Genomic DNA, 16,825 nt, shown 5'->3' with positions numbered 1-16,825 from the left:
ACCTCAGAGACGTGCGCTGAGCGGGAAGGGATGATCATGAAAGTCGTCTGTCTGGGAGGAGGGCCTGCGGGCCTGTACTTTGCCATCTCGATGAAGCTGCGGCAGCCGGAGGCCGAGGTCACGGTGGTCGAGCGCAACAAGCCGGATGATACCTTTGGCTGGGGCGTGGTGCTGTCGGATGACGCGCTGGAGAATCTGAGCGCCAATGACCCGCAGAGTGCAGAAGCGATCCGAGAAAATTTTGCCTATTGGGATGACATCGCCGTGGTGCATGATGGCACCCGCACTGTGTCGGGCGGGCATGGATTTGCCGGGATCGGGCGTAAGCAGATGCTGCTGCTGCTGCAGGACCGGGCAAGGGAGCTAGGGGTGGACCTGCAGTTCGAAACCGTTGCTAAGTCCGCGTCGGAGTACCAGAAAGAATACGATCTGGTGGTCGGCTGCGACGGGCTGAATTCCAGTGTTCGCAATGAGTTCGCGGAACATTTTAAACCGGAAATCGACGTGCGGCCCTGCAAGTTCATCTGGCTGGGCACGCATCAGAAATTTGATGATGCTTTCACCTTCATCTTCGAGAAGACCAAGCACGGCTGGATGTGGATCCACGCCTATCAGTTCGACGCCGACACCGCGACGGTGATCGTCGAATGCTCTGCCGAGACCTGGAAGGCCTGGGGTTTCGAGGGCATGAGCAAGGAGGAGATCATCCGCACCTGCGAGGAGATCTTTGCCGATCATCTGGATGGCCATGCGCTGATTTCGAATGCGGGGCACCTGCGCGGGGCGGCAGTGTGGATCAATTTCCCGCGGGTGCTGTGCGAGAAGTGGCACCATGAGAATGTGGTGCTGCTGGGCGATGCCTCCGCCACTGCGCATTTCTCCATCGGGTCGGGGTCGCGGCTGGCCTTTGACAGTGCCATTGCGCTGGCAGAGCTGGTCAGCACAGAGCCGACGCTGGAACTTGCGTTTGAACGCTACCAGGAGGAGCGGCGGCTGGATGTGCTGCGGCTGCAATCGGCGGCGCGCAACTCGCTGGAGTGGTTCGAGGAGGTCGAGCGTTACCTGGATATGGATCCGGTGCAGTTCAACTACTCGCTGCTGACACGCTCGCAGCGGATTTCCCACGAGAACCTGCGCCTGCGCGATGCCGAGTGGCTGCAAAGCGCCGAAAAGTGGTTTCAGGACAAGGCCGGCGCGCCCGCGGATGCGCCGGTGCGGCCGCCGATGTTTGCTCCGTTCCGCTTGCGCGGAATGGAGCTGAAGAACCGCATCGTGGTCTCCCCCATGGCGCAATACAAGGCGGTGGAGGGCTGCCCGACTGACTGGCATCTGATCCACTATGGCGAGCGTGCCAAGGGCGGGGCCGGGCTGGTCTATACCGAGATGACCTGTGTGTCTGCAGAGGGCCGGATCTCGCTGGGCTGTCCGGGCCTGTATGCGCCGGAGCATGAGGCGGCGTGGAAGCGGCTGACGGATTTCGTGCATGGCGAAACCAGCGCCAAGATTTGCTGCCAGATCGGCCATTCGGGCCGCAAGGGCTCAACCCAGTTGGGCTGGGAAGTCATGGATGCGCCCTTGCCAGACGGGAACTGGGAGACGGTCTCGGCCTCCGCGATCCCTTGGTCGGCAAACAACCCGGCGCCGCGGGAAATCACGCGGGCGGAAATGGATCAAATTCGCGACGAATTTGTTGCATCGGCGCAAATGGCGGAGCGCGCCGGGTTTGACATGATCGAACTTCATGCGGCGCATGGGTACCTGATTTCGTCCTTCATATCGCCAAAATCGAACATTCGGGGCGATGAGTACGGCGGCAGCCTGGAAAACCGCCTGCGCTATCCGCTGGAGGTGTTCCGGGCCATGCGCGCGGTCTGGTCCGAAGGCAAACCGATGTCGGTCCGGATCTCTGCCAATGACTGGGTCGGCAACGAAGGTGTCACGCCGGAGGAGGCGGTGGAAATCGCCAGGGCCTTCACCGCTGCCGGGGCCGATATAATCGATGTCTCCGCCGGGCAGACCTCAACGGACGCGCAGCCGGTCTACGGCCGCATGTTCCAGACGCCGTTCTCCGACCGCATCCGCAACGAGGCCGGGATTGCCACCATGGCAGTGGGCAACATCTATGAGTCGGATCATGCGAATTCGATCCTGATGGCTGGGCGGGCCGATCTGGTCTGCGTGGGCCGGCCGCATCTGGCCGACCCCTATTGGACGCTGCATGAGGCCGCACGGATCGGCGACCGCCACGGCGATTGGCCGCTGCCCTATCATGCGGGCCGCGATCAGGCTTGGCGCCTGGCGGACCGTGAGGCGGAGGTGATCCGGGCATGACACGCAGGGTACTTGTCACTGGCGGCGGCACGGGGATTGGCAAGGCGATTGCCCATGCTTTTGCTGCGGACGGCTGCCATGTCACCATCGCCGGACGCCGCCGGGAACCGCTGGAGGCGGCGGCTGAGGGGCTGGGGCTGGAGATCCGCGTGGCGGATGTGACGGATGAGGCGCAGGTGGAGGCTTTGTTCGCCACGTCCTACGATGTTGTTGTTGCCAATGCCGGAACCGGCGTTGCGGCGCGGATCGAGGATGTTGAGCTTGAGGAGTGGCAGCGCACGCTGATGGTCAACATGACCGGCACCTTCCTGACCTTCCGGGCGGCCTTGCGGGCAGGCATGGAGCCGGGCGGGCGGCTGATTGCCATCGCCTCCACTGCGTCCTTGCAAGGCGGGGCGCAGATCCCGGCCTATGCGGCCTCCAAGCACGGGGTGCTGGGGCTGGTGCGCTCGGTTGCGCAGAGCGTGGCCAAGCGTGGCATTACCTGCAATGCGATCTGCCCCGGATTTGTGGATACCGAGATGGCGGAGAGCGCCATCACTGGGCTGATGGCCCGGCATGGCATACCGCGCGAGAAGGCGCTGAAGATGGTGGTTGGCGGCAACCCGATGCAGCGGCTGATCGCGCCGGAGGAAGTGGCGGCCACGGCGGTGTTTCTGGCGTCTGAGGGCGCGGCTTCGGTCAATGGGCACGCAATGAGCGTGTCGGGAGGGGAAATTTGAGCACGACATCAAAAGACCGGCTGCGGCTGTGGCTGAAAGTGCTGAAGGCCACCAAGGCAGTGGAGAGCGAAGTGCGCGAGAACCTGCGGCGGGAGTTTGCAACCACGCTGCCGCGGTTTGACGTGATGGCGGCGCTGATGCAGCATGAAAAAGGCCTCAAGATGAGCGAGTTGTCGGGGGTTCTGAAAGTCTCCAACGGCAATGTGACCGGCATTGTCGAGCGGCTGGTCGAGGACGGCCATGTGCAGCGCGAGAAGGTTGAGGGCGACCGCCGCGCCAACCTGGTACGGCTGACGGATGCTGGCCGGGTGGAGTTTTCCCGCCAGGCGGAGGCGCATGAGGGCTGGATCAACGCGGCATTTGACGGGCTGACCGCAGATGAGGCGCAAGGGATAGCCGAGAGCCTGGACGCGGTGGCGCGGCGGCTGGATGAGGGGAGCAAGGCATGAAGGTGAACCGGGACCCCAGGCATTTCCTGTGCCGGATCGAGGATGGCATTGCCACGGTTTCCTTGGACCGGCCGGAGCGGAAGAACCCGCTGACCTTCGACAGCTATGCAGAGCTGCGCGACTGGTTCCGCGACCTGCACTACGACGACAGGGTCAAGGCGGTGGTCTTTGCCTCCAACGGCGGCAATTTCTGCTCCGGCGGCGACGTGCATGACATCATCGGGCCGCTGACACGCATGAGCATGAAGGAGCTTCTGGCCTTCACCCGGATGACCGGCGATCTGGTCAAGGCGATGGTCAATTGCGGCAAGCCGGTGATTGCGGCGATTGACGGCATTTGCGTGGGCGCAGGCGCGATCATCGCCATGGCCTCCGACATCCGGATTGCCACGCCGGAGGCCAAGACCGCGTTTCTATTCACCCGGGTCGGGCTGGCGGGCTGCGACATGGGCGCCTGCGCGATCCTGCCGCGGATCATCGGCCAAGGCCGGACGGCGGAGCTCTTGTACACGGGCCGGTCGATGAGCGCCGAAGAGGGCCACGCATGGGGTTTCCACAACAAGCTGGTTGCGGCGGACGAGCTGGAAGCGGAGGCGCAAAGCTGGGCTGCGCGGATCGCTTCGGGTCCGAACTTCGGCCACATGATGACCAAAACGATGCTGGCGCAGGAATGGTCGATGTCGATTGAACAGGCGGTTGAGGCCGAGGCGCAGGCGCAGGCGATCTGCATGCAGACGGCGGATTTCGAACGCGCCTACCATGCCTTTGTGAACAAGGAAAAACCGCTGTTCGAGGGCGACTGAGGTGTGACACCGCTGGAGCCCGCGCTGGAGGAGGGCGCGGGAGCCTCCCCTCTCGGCGGCAAAGCCGCCTGCCGGGCAGCGGGACGGGAGTATTTTGGGAAAGATGAAACTGGGAGGGCCGCGCGATGGCGGACAGGACGTTTCTGAACTGGCCGTTTTTCGAGGACCGGCACCGGAAGCTGGCCGAAGAACTGGAAGCCTGGGCCGCGGCGCAGCTGGCGGGCATCGATCATTCCGACACCGATGCCGCCTGCCGGGCGCTGGTCACAGCACTGGGCGAGGGCGGCTGGACGCAGCATTCCGGCGCGATGGCGGGCGAGCAGCTGGATGTGCGCAGCCTGTGCCTGATCCGCGAGACGCTGGCGCGCCATGACGGGCTTGCGGATTTTGCCTTTGCCATGCAGGGGCTGGGCACCGGGGCGATATCGCTGTTCGGCACCGAAGCGCAGCAGCAGGAATGGCTGCCGCTGACGCGCGCGGGTAAGGCGATTTCAGCCTTTGCCCTGACTGAGCCGCAGTCGGGGTCGGATGTGGCGAGCTCCACCATGACCGCGGCGCTGGACGGCGACCATTACGTTTTGAATGGCGAGAAGACCTGGATCTCCAACGGCGGCATTGCCGATGTCTATACGCTGTTTGCCCGCACCGGCGAGGCGCCGGGCGCCAAGGGGCTGAGCGCCTTTGTGGTGCCCGCGGGCCTGCCGGGGTTCGAGGTTGTGGAGCGGCTGGAGACCATCGCGCCGCATCCGCTGGCGACCCTGCGGTTCACAGATTGCCGCATCCCGAAATCGGCGCTGCTGGGTCAGCCGGGCGCGGGCTTCAAAATTGCGATGTCGGTGCTGGATGTGTTCCGCTCCACCGTGGCTGCCGCGGCGCTGGGCTTTGCCCGCCGGGCGCTGGACGAGTCACTGGCGCGGGTCACCGCGCGGCAGGTGCAGGGGGCGCCGCTGTTCGATCTGCAGATGGTGCAGGGCCATATCGCCGATATGGCGCTGGATGTGGATGCATCGGCACTGCTGGTCTACCGCGCCGCCTGGGCTAAGGATTCAGGGGCTGCGCGGGTCACCCGCGAGGCTGCGATGGCCAAGCTGTTCTCCACCGACCAGGCGCAACAGGTCATCGACAAGGCGGTGCAGCTGCATGGCGGCGACGGCGTGCGCCGGGGTCAGAAGGTGGAGGAGCTTTACCGTGATATCCGGGCCTTGCGCATTTACGAGGGCGCTTCGGACGTGCAGCGGGTGGTGATCGCGCGTCAGGCGCTCGGTGCCTTTCAGGGAGGGAATTGAGATGTTGGGACCAACCGCGCATATAGACACATTCGCCCGGGACAACCTTCCGCCCAAGGAGCAGTGGCCGGAGTTCCTGCTGAAGGGGTTCCAGTACCCTGAGTACCTGAACGCCGCGGTCGAGCTGACCGATGCGATGGTGGAGAAGGGGTTCGGCGACCACACCGCGCTGATTGGCAACGGGCGCTACCGCACTTACAAGGAGCTGGCAGACTGGACCAACCGGCTGGCGCATGTGCTGACCGAGGACCTGGGCGTGAAGCCCGGCAACAGGGTGCTGATCCGCTCTGCCAACAACCCGGCGATGGTGGCCTGCTGGCTGGCGGCAACCAAGGCAGGCGCAGTGGTGGTCAACACCATGCCGCTGCTGCGCAAGGGGGAGCTGGCCAAGATCGTGGACAAGGCCGAGATTTCCCATGCGCTGTGCGACACAAGGCTGAAGGATGAGCTGGTCGCCTGCTCCAAGGAGTCGAAGTTCCTGAAGACAGTTGTTGGGTTTGACGGCACCTCCAACCATGATGCGGAGCTGGACCGGTTGGCGCTGGAAAAGCCGGTGGCCTACGAGGCGGTGAAGACAGGCAGGGATGATGTGGCGCTATTGGGCTTCACTTCCGGCACCACCGGTTCACCGAAGGCGACGATGCACTTCCACCGCGATTTGCTGATCATCGCTGACGGCTATGCGCGCGAAGTGCTGGATGTGCAGCCGGAGGATGTGTTTGTCGGCTCGCCGCCCTTGGCGTTCACCTTCGGTCTAGGTGGGCTGGCGATCTTTCCCTTGCGGTTTGGGGCGGCGGCGACGCTTTTGGAAAACGCCACACCGCCGAACCTCATCGAGATCATTGAGAAATACAAGGCCACCGTTTGCTTCACAGCCCCGACTGCCTACCGGGTGATGCTGCGGGCGATGGAGGAGGGGGCAGATCTGTCCTCGCTCCGGGCGGCAGTTTCAGCGGGCGAGACCCTGCCTGCGCCGGTCTATCAGGAATGGATGGACAAGACCGGCAAGCCGATGCTGGACGGGATCGGCGCGACGGAGCTTTTGCATATCTTCATCACCAACCGGTTCAGCGATCACCGGCCCGCCTGCACCGGCAAGCCGGTGGGCGGCTATCAGGTGAAGGTGCTGGACGGTGATGGCTTTGAGGCGCCCCGCGGCGAGGCCGGGCGGCTGGCGGTCAAAGGTCCGACTGGCTGCCGTTATCTGGCGGATGAGCGGCAAGGCGAATATGTGCGGGACGGCTGGAACATCACTGGCGACAGCTTCATCCGGGACGAAGACGGCTACCTGCATTTTGCAGCCCGCAATGACGACATGATCGTCTCCTCCGGCTACAACATAGCAGGGCCGGAAGTGGAGGCCGCGCTGCTGGCACATGAGGCGGTGGCGGAATGCGCGGTGGTCGGGGTTCCGGACGAGGCGCGCGGCGAGATCGTGCAGGCGCATGTGGTGCTGGCCGAAGGGCAGGCGGCGTCAGAGGAATTGGCCAAGCTGCTGCAGAACCATGTGAAGGCAACAATTGCGCCCTACAAGTATCCGCGGTCCGTGGTGTTCGCCCAGGCGCTGCCGAAAACCGAGACCGGCAAGATCCAGCGGTTCAGGTTGAAGGGCTGATTGTTCCGGCTGCCCGCGCGGGAACAGGCTGGCGGCTGCATGGCCGCCAGACCTTGGAGACATGCGTTCTGGCCTGCGCTACGCGCTGCAGCGCTGTATCTAAGCCTTTGACATGACATGGATTAACTGCTGGGATAAGGTGGAGGCGAGTACCGGAATCGAACCGGTGTACACGGATTTGCAATCCGCTGCGTCACCACTCCGCCAACTCGCCATCCGTGGTGTAAGCCGTGATTAATCACATGCCCGGCGCCGGTGCAAGAGGCCAATTGCCTTTGCTTGAGCCAAAAATTGCTTTTCTTTCCGGAAGGCTAGAATTTCACTCAGACGCGCTTGGGTCAAGGCTTGCGCGGCGGATGGCTGCAGCAATCAGGGCCGGGGCTCCGGGCAGGGCGCCGGCCACCGGCAGCACCGTGCCGCCAAAGCCTGCGGCGTCCAGGGCTTCGGGAAGATCCTCTTTCACGTGATCGCCTGCCTGCGCAAAAAACGGCAGGCAGATGGACCGCACGGGCAGGGAGGCGGCAGCAGATGCTAGCCGCGGGTCCTGCTCAATGTAGCCCTGCGACACGGAGCAGCCCGGCAGCAGCGGGCTGAGCCGGGCGGCGAAATCCTCGGCGGCCTCTGCAGCGCGCGGGCCGCGGGCAGAGCCGTGGGCGGCCAGCAGCAGGTTCAGCCTGTCCAGCGGCCAGTGCCTTTCTGATGCTGCCTGTTGCACGGCGCTTGCAGCAAGATCCGGCAGGCCGCTGTCCAGCCCGAACGGCGTGGCCATCCGGTAAGCCCGGCCCTGCAGACGCCCCGGCAGCACCTTGCTGGTGAAATACCCGCGCGACATGAAAAACGGATAGACCACTGCGCCGTCCTCTATCACCTGCTCCAGCCGGCCGGGAGCTGCGAGGGTGGCAGAGCGGACATCCCAGCCCGGAAGATGCGCGGCAACACCCCTGGCAGTGGCTGCCAGATCCGCCTCTGCCGGGCCCGGGGCAGAGGGCTGACCGTGAGCAGTGAGTACGGCGGTTTGCAGGGTTTGGGTCACGGCGGTTTTCCGGTGTTATGCACGGGCGGCGGGGTGGTTGGATTTTGCTTTTATTTGGGGGGCTTGGCGGGGCTTTCGCAAGAGGCACGTTGAAATTTCCGCCACCGCAAAGGTAAACGAAAACAAGGTGGTTGACCTTCCCCGGCGCTTCACCTAAATCAGCAAATGTCCTGAGCGGGTATGGTGAAATGGTATCATAAGAGCCTTCCAAGCTTAAGGTGCGGGTTCGATTCCCGCTACCCGCTCCAGACCTTCCCAATCCGCCTGATTGATACCCCATGACGCAGTGCGCAGCTGTTTTCAGGTGTGTTTTGAAGCTGCTCAACGCTTGACGCGCCGGGCCTGCGGGGCCATGAACCTTTGGCAATTACGCGGGATCTGAAACCCGCGGGACCAAAGTGCAGAAGGATCCGGAATGGCGCGGAATAATGCGGCCCCGAATGCGGAGCAAGAGCGGGAGAAGTCCCGGAAGATCGGCGTGCTGTCGGCCCTGTGGCCGTTCATGCGCCCCTACCGCCTGCTGATGCTGGCAGCCACCTGCGCGCTGGTGCTGACGGCGGGGCTGTCGCTGACGCTGCCATTGGCAGTGCGCCGCGTCGTGGACAACTTCCGGGTCTCTGATTCCGAGCTTCTGAACCTCTATTTCAGCGGTGCGCTGGTGATTGCCGCTCTGCTGGCGGTGGGCACCGGCGTGCGCTATGCACTGGTGACACGGCTGGGCGAGCGGGTGGTGGCTGACATCCGCAAGGCGGTGTTCGACCGGGTGATCGGCATGAGCCCGGAATTTTATGAGCGCATCATGACCGGCGAGGTGCTGAGCCGGATCACCACCGACACCACACTGATCCAGTCGGTGCTGGGATCGTCGGTGTCGATTGCACTGCGCAACCTGCTGATTTTCCTGGGCGGCATGGTATTGATGCTGCTGACCTCGGCGAAGCTCACGATGATGGTGCTGCTGATCGTGCCGGCGGTGATCGTGCCAATCCTGGTGCTGGGCCGCCGCTTGCGCGCCATCAGCAAGGAAAACCAGGACTGGATCGCGGCCTCCTCCGGTAACGCGGGCGAGGCGCTGGGGGCGGTGCAGACGGTACAGGCCTTCACGCATGAGGCTGCCAGCCGCGAGAAGTTTTCCGAGCTCACCGAAACCTCCTATGACGTGTCCCGCCGCCGCATCCAGACGCGGGCCTATCTGACGGTAATTGTGATCTTCCTGGTGTTTTCCGGGATCGTGGGCGTTCTGTGGATGGGCGCCAATGATGTGCGCGCAGGCGTGATGTCTGAGGGCACGCTGATCCAGTTTGTGATCTATGCAGTGCTGGTGGCTGGATCCGTTGCGGCGCTGTCGGAGATTTGGAGCGAGCTGCAGCGCGCCGCCGGGGCAACCGAACGGCTTGTGGAGCTGCTGAATGCCGAGGATACCGTCCTGGATCCGGTTGCGGCTCAGGTGCTGCCCGCGCCGGTCAAGGGCGAGATCGCGTTCGACAACGTGTCTTTCCGCTACCCGTCGCGCCCGGATGTGTCGGCGCTGGATGAGGTTTCGCTGACAGTGAACCCGGGGGAGTCTGTGGCTTTTGTCGGCCCGTCGGGCGCGGGCAAGACCACCATCATCCAGATGCTGCAGCGGTTTTACGACCCCAACCAGGGCGCGGTGAAGCTGGACGGCGTGGCACTGACCCAGCTGCAGCGGGATGAATTCCGCCGCCACATCGCGCTGGTTCCGCAGGATCCAGTGATCTTTGCCGCCTCGGCCCGCGAAAACATCCGGTTTGGCCGGCCGGAGGCCACCGATGCTGAGGTCGAGGCTGCTGCTGCAGCGGCAGCGGCGCATGACTTCATTTCCAAGCTGCCGGAGGGCTATGACAGTTTTGTCGGTGAGCGCGGCGTGATGCTGTCGGGCGGCCAGAAGCAGCGGATTGCCATTGCCCGCGCCATTCTGCGCGACGCGCCGGTGCTGCTGCTGGATGAGGCGACCTCGGCGCTGGATGCGGAAAGCGAACGCCTGGTGCAGGCGGCGGTGGATGAGCTGAGCCAGGGCCGCACCACGCTTATCGTGGCGCACCGGCTGGCAACGGTGAAGAAGGCCGACCGCATCGTGGTGATGGAGCAGGGGCGGATCGTCGCCACCGGCACCCATGATGAGCTGGTGGCACAGGGCGGGCTTTATGCGCGTCTGGCCAAGCTGCAGTTCACAGAAGGGCTGGCAGCTGAATAAGCGGCGAGCAGATTAACACGGCAAGCGCCCCGGAGCCGATCCGGGGCGTTTTTTGTTGAAAACCGCCCAATGCAGGGAAATGGCGCGACGTCACCGCCAAAGCTGCCTTGGCGTGACCCTGCCGCGGCGCTTGCGCAATCAGGCGATTGCAATAATCTGGGCAAAAAACAGAGACACCTTCCGTGCACCGCCCGTACACCGGCTGTGCACCGGGTGGAACGGGGAGGAGAATTATGGGTTTTTCCGGAATCGCGGACCGCGATGCGCTGCAGAATGAAATGCCGTATGAGGCGCGGGATCTGCCGGCCACTTTGTACGGGCTGCTGTCGCGCACCGCGGACAAGTACCCGAACAGCAAGGCGGTCAGCTATCAGATATTCTCTGGCGCCCAGGACAAGGCGGAGACGCTGACCTGGCGCACGCTGAAGGAGCAGGTGAGCCAGGCCGCCAATATGTTCCGTGCGCTGGGGGTGGGCGAAACGGATGTGGTGGCCTATGTGCTGCCCAACTGCAACGAGACACTGGTCACCATGCTGGGCGGCGCGGTGGCAGGGATCGTGAACCCGATCAACCCGCTGCTGGAGCCGGAGCAGATCGCCTCCATCCTGCGGGAGACCAAGGCCAAGGTTGTTGTCACCCTGCGGCCCTTCCCGAAGACGGATGTAGCCCAAAAAGTGGCAGAGGCGGTGCGCCATGCGCCGGGCGTGAACACGGTGCTGGAAGTGGACCTGAACCGCTACCTTACGCCACCGAAATCCTGGATCGTGCCGCTGATCCGTCCCAAGATGGACGGCCGGCCCAGCCATGCGGACTACCTGAACTTCTCCAAGGAGATGGCGAAGCAGCCCAAGACGCTGAATTTTGCCGACAGTGCCGGTGACCGTGTGGCGTGCTATTTCCATACCGGCGGCACCACCGGCATGCCCAAGGTGGCGCAGCACAAGTATTCGGGGCTGGTCTACAACGGCTGGCTGGGCAGCACGCTGTTGTTCACCGAAGAAGACAATATCATGTGCCCGCTGCCGCTGTTCCATGTCTTTGCGGTGCATGTGATCATGATGGCGGCCATCGCCTCTGGCGCGCATGTGGTGTTCCCGACGCCGCAGGGGTACCGGGGCGAGGGCGTGTTCGACAATTTCTGGAAGCTGATCGAGCGCTGGAAGATCACCTTTATCATCACTGTGCCCACCGCCGTTTCGGCGCTGATGCAGCGGCCGGTGGATGCGGATATCTCATCCGTGAAAACGGCGTTCTCCGGCTCGGCGCCGATGCCGATGGAGCTGTTCAAGCGGTTTGAAAGCGCTTGCGGCGTGGCCATCGTGGAGGGCTACGGGTTGACCGAGGCGACCTGCCTCGTCTCTTGCAACCCGCCGGGCGGCGAGAAGAAGGTGGGATCGGTGGGCATCCCGTTCCCCTATACGGATGTGCGGATCGTTAAGCAGACCAATGATGGGGCGCTGGAATGCGGGCGCGACGAAGTGGGGGAGATCTGTGTGTCGAACCCCGGTGTGTTCGCGGGCAATACCTATACCGAGGCCGACAAGAACGTGGACCTCTACTACCAGGAGAAATACCTGCGCACCGGCGATCTGGGCCGGATCGACGAGGATGGCTATCTCTGGATCACCGGCCGCGCCAAGGATTTGATCATTCGCGGCGGTCACAATATCGACCCGGCAGAGATCGAAGAGGCACTGCTGGGCCATGATGCGGTGGCCTTTGCCGGTGCCATCGGACAGCCGGACGCGCATTCGGGCGAGCTGCCTTGCGCGTTTGTCGAGCTGGTCGACGGCGCCAGTGTCAGCGAGGCGGAACTGCTGGAATACTGCAAAGTCCATGTGCATGAGCGGGCGGCGATCCCCAAGCATCTGACGGTGCTGGACGAGCTGCCGAAAACCGCGGTGGGCAAGGTGTTCAAGCCCGATCTGCGCAAGATGGCGATCACCCGCGTATACAATGGCGCGCTGGAGCAGGCCGGGGTGGCGGCGCGCGTTGTCAGCGTGACCGACGACAAGAAACGCGGGCTGGTGGCGCAGGTGGCGGCCAACGGCAGCCCGGAGGCTGACATCGACGGCGTGCTGAACAATTTCACCCGGCCATGGGAGCCTGCCGCGGCTGCGTGACCCCGCTGGACAGTGTGGGATAAGGAGCGCCCTTCGGGGCGCTTTTTCTTTCAGGCATTCCATTTGCGGGAAACTGTGCCTAGGCTCTCGGGGACGACGGCGTGCAGGGAGGCTCGCAGATGGATTACGAACGGCTGATCGACGAGGAGACCTGGGACTTCATCCAGAAGACCGGGGAGCTTTATCCTGATGACGCCGTTGACATGAGCATCGAAGAGCAGCGCCGTATCTATAACGCGATGGCGCGGGAATTCCGGGTGCCGCGGCCGGATGTGGTGTCGGTCGAGGCATTGTCCGCCAACGGCGTGCCGGTGCGGGTCTATACCGCTGGTGACCCGACCCGGACGGTGCTGTTCTGCCACGGCGGCGGCTTTGTCGTAGGGGGTCTGGACAGCCACGATGATGTTTGCGCCGAGATCTGCGCCCAGACCGGCTACCGGGTGGTGGCGGTGGACTACCGGCTGGCACCGGAGCACAAGCACCCCGCCGCCTTTGAGGACGCCTGGGTGGTGCTGGGCTGGGTCGAGGCCGGGTATGGCAAGGGCATTGTCCTGATGGGCGACAGCGCCGGAGCCAACATTTGTGCTGCGGTGGCGCATCATGCGCGCGGCCGCTGCGAGTCGATTCTGGGCCAGGTGCTGATCTATGGCGCGTTCGGCGGTGATGTGAACCAGGGCTCTTACCTGGAGCACGCGCAGGCGCCCATGCTGACGCGCGAGGACGTGCTGTATTACATGGATATTCGCACCGAAGGGGAGCCGCCCAAGGATGATCCGCTTTTTGCGCCTCTGTCTGACAGCGATTTCTCGGACTTGCCGCCGACGGTGCTGGTAACGGCGGATTGCGATCCGGTGCGGGACGATTCACGCGACTACCGCGACCGCATTTTGGCGGCTGGCGGCAAGGCGTATTGGATCAATGAGCCGGGACTGATCCACGGCTATTTGCGTGCGCGCCACAGCGTGGGCCGGGCACGTGACAGTTTTGAGCGGATTTCAGTTGCGGTCGAGGCGCTGGGGCAGGGGATCTGGCCCTATGACGAGTAGCCCGGACTACCCGGCATAGTCCTGGCATTGCTCCTGGAACAGCGACGTGTCCAGCCAACCGCCGCTGGTGACCTGCCAGTCCGGGCCGGAGGTGGTCACATAGGTCCAGCTGCCCACCGGGATATGCGAGTAATTGACGTAGTCGCCGGGGTCTATCTGCCCGACCAGGGGTGCATCCGGCCTGTGGCCCGCCCGCAGCCCCATAACCGGCCCCAGCCAGCCCAGGCAGGCGCTTTCGAACTCATCCCGCACCGGCAGGTCCCATAGCTGGTAGCGCAGGAACAGGTCATCCATGTCCAGATGGGTCTGCTTGTTGTTGACCCGGCAGCCGAAGCGGGCCTCCATCTGTTTCACTTCAGCAACCAGGCGTTCTGACTGCGGCGGCAGAGAGACAGACTTGCCGGTGCAATCCCCGTTGTTGAACACGGCCTGCCCCAAAGGGGAGCCGAAGCAGTAACCGGCCCGGTCAATCACCGCGTTGCGGGTGAACCACAGGTCGTGGCAGGCATCGCTGGCCAGCGCCGGGGCGGCCAGCAGGGAAAATACGGCGGTAAGGGATTTCATGGCAAAGTCCTGACATCTGAAAACGGCGGCTGAGGACCATCCTAGCACACAGCCGCCGTTTCAGGTCATTTCAGGAACGGCTCTGCCTTCATGGTGTCCGCGACTGGTGCGCCCAGCCGTTTAAGGATGGTGGGGGCCAGCTGGCGCTGGTCGATCACGTCGCCATGATCCGGCCCGGCGGCCTCGCCGAAGTAGTAGAGCGCGGTTTCCTGCTGCAGCGGACTGCGGCCGCCGTGGTGGCCGCGCTCGTCCTGGCCGTGGTCGGCGGTGACGATCACCTCGTAGCCCAGATCGCGCCAGCGGGTGATAAAGGGGGCCAGCATCTCATCCATTACAAAACAGGCGTGGTCCATTTCCTGGCAGTCATGGAAGAAGCGGTGGCCCATGCTGTCCAGGGTGCAGGCGTGCAGCATGCCGTAGTCCAGCCCGAAGCGCAGGCAGAGATTGGTCAGCGTGGCGAACAGATCGACGTCCGACGGCGTCATCTGGTTGTCCTTGCCATAGCCGGTCATGGTGTGGAAGCGGCCGTGGTTGATGGTCTTGCTTTCCGGCTCGTCGTATTCAATGTCGCGCACATAGTCGAAGGGGTGGCGGTTGAAAAAGGACGACCAGTAGCTGTGCGCCACGGCGCCGGTGACGCCGCCGGCTTCGCGGACCTGGCTGAACACGTCTTTTTCCTTGAGCCGGAACACATTGGCGTTGCCGGTGCAGCCGTGGATGGCGGGTGCGACGCCGGTGTGGATCGAGGCATAGCAGCTGGCCGAAATCGACGGCAGCACCGCGCGCAGTTTCCAGACGCGGGCATCGCCGCTGTCGACCCAGCCTTCGAGGTTGCCGAACAGGCGGCGGAAATTGCGCCAGGGCACGCCGTCCAGAATGATGAGAAGAAGCTTGTTGTCCATTTGCCGAATCCCTTTGCCTTGCGATGGCTTCGGGAGGGTATCATTGCGTCCGTTTCTTGAATTGCCATTCAAAAAACGGCGGAACGGCCGCAAACGGGCATTTTCGCAGGGACGTTGCAGAATTGCCGGTCAGCGCCTGCGCTTTCAAAGCGCGGTAACGAGAACATAGCTGCCTGCCAGAAGCAGCAGAGCCCCGGCACCCGTGGCAAAGAGCCTTGGGTAAGGCAAGGTCTTTTCGGCCAGCACGAACAGCGCCAGCCCGGCTATCCAGTAAAGGTTCATGATCCCGCCGGCAAACAGCAGCAGCATCAGCGCCCAGCAGCAGCCGAGGCAATAGGTGCCGTGGTGGGCGCCCATCAGTACAGCACCAGCCAAGCCTGTGCGGTTATGCTCGGTCAAAAAATGAACCGGCATACGGCAATGGGAGAGGCAGGCGTGCTTGTAGGGGGTAAACTGATAGGCGCCCGCCGCCAGCAGCAATGCACCGCCAAGGGTGCGGCTGCTGAGCGACATCATCGGGCCGTTTGAGAGGCCCATGGTTTCGAGCCACCATTGCAGCGCGGTGGCAATTGCAGAGAACAAGGCCCAGGCAAGAAGGTATCCGCTGAGGAACAGCAGCCCCAGCACCGGCGCCCGGCCGGGCAGAGAGCCTGCCTTCTTGATGGCGGTGAACAGCAGCAGAACCGGGGCCGCGCTGGGTGTCATCATGGCGATCATCATCACCCACCACATCAGAAAGATCAGCACAGCATAGCCTGCAGTCCAAACCGGTCCGGTGCCCATCGCCATCGGTTCGCCGATCGGGCGGGCCATCCGGGTCATCTCGGCCGCGGTCATGTTCATGCCGACACCAAATACGGTGTAAAGCCCGCTCAGCAGCACGATGAAGGCCACAGCGCCCAGAACCACGATCCGGTCGTTGCGGGCCAGCCGTTCAGCTGTGCCGGTTATGTGCGGCGCCCGGCCCATGGCGGATCAAGCCGCGCGCTCAACGCCCTTGCCGGTCAGGTGCAGCTCGGCAACATGGGCGTGGGTTCCGCTGTTCTTTTCAAGGCTGATGGCAGATCCAGGGGTCCGTGTCGTGCCCTGGCAGACGGAAGCCTCGGAGTATTCAAACCCGTTCGGCAATTTGATCTGGACCGAATGCGGTGCACCGGACACGATGTGTGCAATCGGTTCGACTTTGGTTTCGCCAATGCCGTCCGCCTTGCCATGGCCAATACCTGTTTCGGCATCAAAACTCAGCGACACGGGTGCGCTGAGTGTCTCATGCCTGGTGGTGCACATAGCGTTGAAGACGAAGAACATGGTGGCAAATTCATCGGTGTCCTGGCCGGTCATGATCGCCTCGAGGGCCGACTTCTGCTCTGCTGTGGCGCTTTCGTCGATGATGATTTGCATCTCGCCGTTGCCCTCGTGAATGGGGCCGGGCCATTTGTAGATGGCCGCGGCGTGCAGCCCGTCCAGCTTTGTGTCCCCGTAGTGGCCTTTATCGATGCGGAAAGTCAGCATTGCTTCGCAGGTGCCGTCATTAGGAAGCTGCGAAAATTGGCAAGGGCAGCCGGGCACGCAGTTGCAATTGGCGATCTCAAATCCGTGAATTGCCCAATCTGTCATGGCAGTTTCTCCCCATTGCTGCAGTCAAAACGAAACTGCCCGGTAAATCGGGTTGGCTTGCCTCACAGTTCAGCCGCGCTCAGTGCTTTTTCTATTGTTTGCAGCCGGTCCCGCTGCAT

At 63.3% G+C, this 16,825-nt stretch carries 14 protein-coding genes and 2 tRNA genes; 10 read left to right on the top strand and 6 right to left on the bottom strand.

Features of this window, described 5'->3' with window-relative positions; all coding sequences use genetic code 11:
* Positions 1 to 36: 36 nt before the first annotated feature.
* The 6 genes from GC1_RS05265 to GC1_RS05240 all read left to right on the top strand — a co-directional run bounded on the left by GC1_RS05265 (position 37) and on the right by GC1_RS05240 (position 7,206).
* The gene (locus tag GC1_RS05265; RefSeq protein ID WP_029204770.1) at positions 37 to 2,331 is read left to right on the top strand and encodes a bifunctional salicylyl-CoA 5-hydroxylase/oxidoreductase; all 2,295 of its coding nucleotides are present in this window, start codon (positions 37 to 39) and stop codon (positions 2,329 to 2,331) included.
* Positions 2,328 to 3,053 (top strand): SDR family NAD(P)-dependent oxidoreductase, encoded by a 726-nt coding sequence (locus GC1_RS05260; RefSeq protein ID WP_019295764.1) that lies wholly within the window; start codon positions 2,328 to 2,330, stop codon positions 3,051 to 3,053. The genes GC1_RS05265 and GC1_RS05260 overlap by 4 nt, the downstream gene beginning before the upstream one ends.
* Positions 3,050 to 3,502, top strand: coding sequence for a MarR family winged helix-turn-helix transcriptional regulator (locus tag GC1_RS05255; protein ID WP_019295763.1), 453 nt, complete (start codon positions 3,050 to 3,052; stop codon positions 3,500 to 3,502). The genes GC1_RS05260 and GC1_RS05255 overlap by 4 nt, the downstream gene beginning before the upstream one ends.
* The gene (locus tag GC1_RS05250) at positions 3,499 to 4,305 is read left to right on the top strand and encodes an enoyl-CoA hydratase family protein (RefSeq protein WP_019295762.1); all 807 of its coding nucleotides are present in this window, start codon (positions 3,499 to 3,501) and stop codon (positions 4,303 to 4,305) included. Before GC1_RS05255 ends, GC1_RS05250 begins: the two co-directional genes overlap by 4 nt.
* Before the next feature lie 125 nt (positions 4,306 to 4,430).
* Positions 4,431 to 5,591 carry an acyl-CoA dehydrogenase family protein gene (locus GC1_RS05245; RefSeq protein WP_019295761.1) on the top strand — a complete coding sequence of 387 codons (1,161 nt, stop codon included), beginning with the start codon at positions 4,431 to 4,433 and terminating at the stop codon, positions 5,589 to 5,591.
* A gap of 1 nt (position 5,592) precedes the next feature.
* Positions 5,593 to 7,206 carry an AMP-binding protein gene (locus GC1_RS05240; protein ID WP_019295760.1) on the top strand — a complete coding sequence of 538 codons (1,614 nt, stop codon included), beginning with the start codon at positions 5,593 to 5,595 and terminating at the stop codon, positions 7,204 to 7,206.
* Between the two features lie 140 nt (positions 7,207 to 7,346).
* Here the strand turns inward: GC1_RS05240 and GC1_RS05235 are convergent.
* Both GC1_RS05235 and GC1_RS05230 read right to left on the bottom strand, forming a co-directional pair.
* Positions 7,347 to 7,420: transfer RNA gene (locus GC1_RS05235), tRNA-Cys, on the bottom strand.
* 105 nt (positions 7,421 to 7,525) lie between these two features.
* Entirely contained in the window at positions 7,526 to 8,239 is a 714-nt protein-coding gene (locus GC1_RS05230) for a CbiX/SirB N-terminal domain-containing protein (protein WP_019295759.1), read from the bottom strand.
* 174 nt (positions 8,240 to 8,413) lie between these two features.
* Between GC1_RS05230 and GC1_RS05225 the strand changes: the two genes are divergently transcribed.
* From GC1_RS05225 to GC1_RS05210, 4 genes are all read left to right on the top strand, one after another.
* Positions 8,414 to 8,487, top strand: a tRNA-Gly gene (locus GC1_RS05225).
* 167 nt (positions 8,488 to 8,654) lie between these two features.
* Positions 8,655 to 10,454: an ABC transporter transmembrane domain-containing protein gene (locus GC1_RS05220; RefSeq protein WP_019295758.1), complete on the top strand. Its 1,800-nt coding sequence runs from the start codon at positions 8,655 to 8,657 to the stop codon at positions 10,452 to 10,454.
* A gap of 233 nt (positions 10,455 to 10,687) precedes the next feature.
* Positions 10,688 to 12,577 (top strand): acyl-CoA synthetase, encoded by a 1,890-nt coding sequence (locus tag GC1_RS05215; protein ID WP_019295757.1) that lies wholly within the window; start codon positions 10,688 to 10,690, stop codon positions 12,575 to 12,577.
* Positions 12,578 to 12,696: 119 nt separating this feature from the next.
* Positions 12,697 to 13,623, top strand: coding sequence for an alpha/beta hydrolase (locus GC1_RS05210; protein WP_019295756.1), 927 nt, complete (start codon positions 12,697 to 12,699; stop codon positions 13,621 to 13,623).
* 6 nt (positions 13,624 to 13,629) lie between these two features.
* Here GC1_RS05210 and GC1_RS05205 read toward each other — a convergent pair whose 3' ends face one another.
* From GC1_RS05205 to GC1_RS05190, 4 genes are all read right to left on the bottom strand, one after another.
* Complete coding sequence (locus GC1_RS05205) at positions 13,630 to 14,187, bottom strand: DUF4453 domain-containing protein (protein WP_019295755.1); 558 nt, start codon at positions 14,185 to 14,187, stop codon at positions 13,630 to 13,632.
* 65 nt (positions 14,188 to 14,252) lie between these two features.
* Positions 14,253 to 15,089: an alkaline phosphatase family protein gene (locus GC1_RS05200; RefSeq protein ID WP_019295754.1), complete on the bottom strand. Its 837-nt coding sequence runs from the start codon at positions 15,087 to 15,089 to the stop codon at positions 14,253 to 14,255.
* A 144-nt stretch (positions 15,090 to 15,233) separates the two neighbouring features.
* Entirely contained in the window at positions 15,234 to 16,058 is an 825-nt protein-coding gene (locus tag GC1_RS05195) for a DUF2182 domain-containing protein (RefSeq protein WP_019295753.1), read from the bottom strand.
* A gap of 6 nt (positions 16,059 to 16,064) precedes the next feature.
* Positions 16,065 to 16,706: a DUF1326 domain-containing protein gene (locus GC1_RS05190; protein WP_019295752.1), complete on the bottom strand. Its 642-nt coding sequence runs from the start codon at positions 16,704 to 16,706 to the stop codon at positions 16,065 to 16,067.
* Positions 16,707 to 16,825 lie beyond the last annotated feature (119 nt).

The sequence above is a fragment of the Leisingera sp. ANG1 genome, from assembly GCF_000203975.2.
GTDB lineage: Bacteria > Pseudomonadota > Alphaproteobacteria > Rhodobacterales > Rhodobacteraceae > Leisingera.
Note: the sequence above shows the minus strand (reverse complement) of the source record. Positions and strands in the feature narration are given on the sequence as shown.

Bases quoted from the DNA above. Each gene is read 5' to 3' on its own strand.
- GC1_RS05265 (WP_029204770.1), top strand. From the start codon at position 37: ATGAAAGTCGTCTGTCTGGGAGGAGGGCCTGCGGGCCTGTACTTTGCC.
- GC1_RS05260 (WP_019295764.1), top strand. From the start codon at position 2,328: ATGACACGCAGGGTACTTGTCACTGGCGGCGGCACGGGGATTGGCAAG.
- GC1_RS05250 (WP_019295762.1), top strand. From the start codon at position 3,499: ATGAAGGTGAACCGGGACCCCAGGCATTTCCTGTGCCGGATCGAGGAT.
- GC1_RS05245 (WP_019295761.1), top strand. From the start codon at position 4,431: ATGGCGGACAGGACGTTTCTGAACTGGCCGTTTTTCGAGGACCGGCAC.
- GC1_RS05240 (WP_019295760.1), top strand. From the start codon at position 5,593: ATGTTGGGACCAACCGCGCATATAGACACATTCGCCCGGGACAACCTT.
- GC1_RS05220 (WP_019295758.1), top strand. From the start codon at position 8,655: ATGGCGCGGAATAATGCGGCCCCGAATGCGGAGCAAGAGCGGGAGAAG.
- GC1_RS05215 (WP_019295757.1), top strand. From the start codon at position 10,688: ATGGGTTTTTCCGGAATCGCGGACCGCGATGCGCTGCAGAATGAAATG.
- GC1_RS05210 (WP_019295756.1), top strand. From the start codon at position 12,697: ATGGATTACGAACGGCTGATCGACGAGGAGACCTGGGACTTCATCCAG.
- GC1_RS05205 (WP_019295755.1), bottom strand. From the start codon at position 14,187: ATGAAATCCCTTACCGCCGTATTTTCCCTGCTGGCCGCCCCGGCGCTG.
- GC1_RS05200 (WP_019295754.1), bottom strand. From the start codon at position 15,089: ATGGACAACAAGCTTCTTCTCATCATTCTGGACGGCGTGCCCTGGCGC.
- GC1_RS05195 (WP_019295753.1), bottom strand. From the start codon at position 16,058: ATGGGCCGGGCGCCGCACATAACCGGCACAGCTGAACGGCTGGCCCGC.
- GC1_RS05190 (WP_019295752.1), bottom strand. From the start codon at position 16,706: ATGACAGATTGGGCAATTCACGGATTTGAGATCGCCAATTGCAACTGC.